Genomic DNA, 1322 nt, shown 5'->3' with positions numbered 1-1322 from the left:
GGGTGGGTGTGTTGTTTGAGAACTGCACAGTGGACGCGAGCATCTTTGTTAGTAAGTGTTTAAGAGCGTACGGTGGATGCCTTGGCACCAGGAGCCGATGAAGGACGTAGGAGGCTGCGATAAGCCTCGGGGAGCTGTCAACCGAGCTGAGATCCGAGGATTTCCGAATGGGGAAACCCAGCACGAGTGATGTCGTGTTACCCGCATCTGAATATATAGGGTGTGTGGAGGGAACGTGGGGAAGTGAAACATCTCAGTACCCACAGGAAGAGAAAACAACAGTGATTCCGTGAGTAGTGGCGAGCGAAAGCGGATGAGGCTAAACCGTGTGGATGTGATACCCGGCAGGGGTTGTCCATGCGGTGTTGTGGGGTCATTCTTCTCAGTTCTGCCGGACTGGGCGAGAGTAAGAAACCAACGTGTTAGTTGAAGTGGTCTGGAACGGCCTGCCATAGACGGTGATAGTCCGGTAAACGAAAACATGTTGGCTCTCGTGAGTGATACCCGAGTAGCAGCGGGCCCGTGAAATCTGCTGTGAATCTGCCGGGACCACCCGGTAAGCCTGAATACTCCCTGGTGACCGATAGCGGACTAGTACCGTGAGGGAAAGGTGAAAAGTACCCCGGGAGGGGAGTGAAATAGTACCTGAAACCGTGCGCTTACAATCCGTCAAAGCCCTCCGACCTTTGGTTGTGTGGGGTGATGGCGTGCCTTTTGAAGAATGAGCCTGCGAGTCATCGGTGTGTGGCGAGGTTAACCCGTGTGGGGTAGCCGTAGCGAAAGCGAGTCCGAATAGGGCGCCTGTTAGTCGCACATTATGGACCCGAAGCGGAGTGATCTACCCATGGCCAGGGTGAAGCGACGGTAAGACGTCGTGGAGGCCCGAACCCACTTAGGTTGAAAACTGAGGGGATGAGCTGTGGGTAGGGGTGAAAGGCCAATCAAACTCCGTGATAGCTGGTTCTCCCCGAAATGCATTTAGGTGCAGCGTCACGTGTTTCACGCCGGAGGTAGAGCTACTGGATGGCCTAGGGGGCCTACAAGCTTACCGAAGTCAGCCAAACTCCGAATGCCGGTGTGTGAGAGCGTGGCAGTGAGACTGCGGGGGATAAGCTTCGTAGTCGAGAGGGAAACAGCCCAGATCGCCGGCTAAGGCCCCTAAGCGTGTACTAAGTGGAAAAGGATGTGGGGTCGCTTAGACAACCAGGAGGTTGGCTTAGAAGCAGCCACCCTTGAAAGAGTGCGTAATAGCTCACTGGTCAAGTGATCCTGCGCCGACAATGTAGCGGGGCTCAAGTACACCGCCGAAGCCGCGGCATTCC

Annotated in this window: 1 rRNA gene (running past one end of the window); it reads left to right on the top strand. The window is 55.4% G+C overall.

The window, feature by feature from the left end:
- Positions 1 to 49: 49 nt before the first annotated feature.
- A 23S ribosomal RNA gene (locus tag AB0F86_RS29550) occupies positions 50 to 1322 on the top strand; it runs 1487 nt beyond the window's last position.

Source organism: Nocardia sp. NPDC023733 (assembly GCF_040639775.1).
Classification (GTDB): domain Bacteria; phylum Actinomycetota; class Actinomycetes; order Mycobacteriales; family Mycobacteriaceae; genus Nocardia; species Nocardia rosealba.
This window is presented reverse-complemented; position numbering and strand designations above follow the sequence as displayed.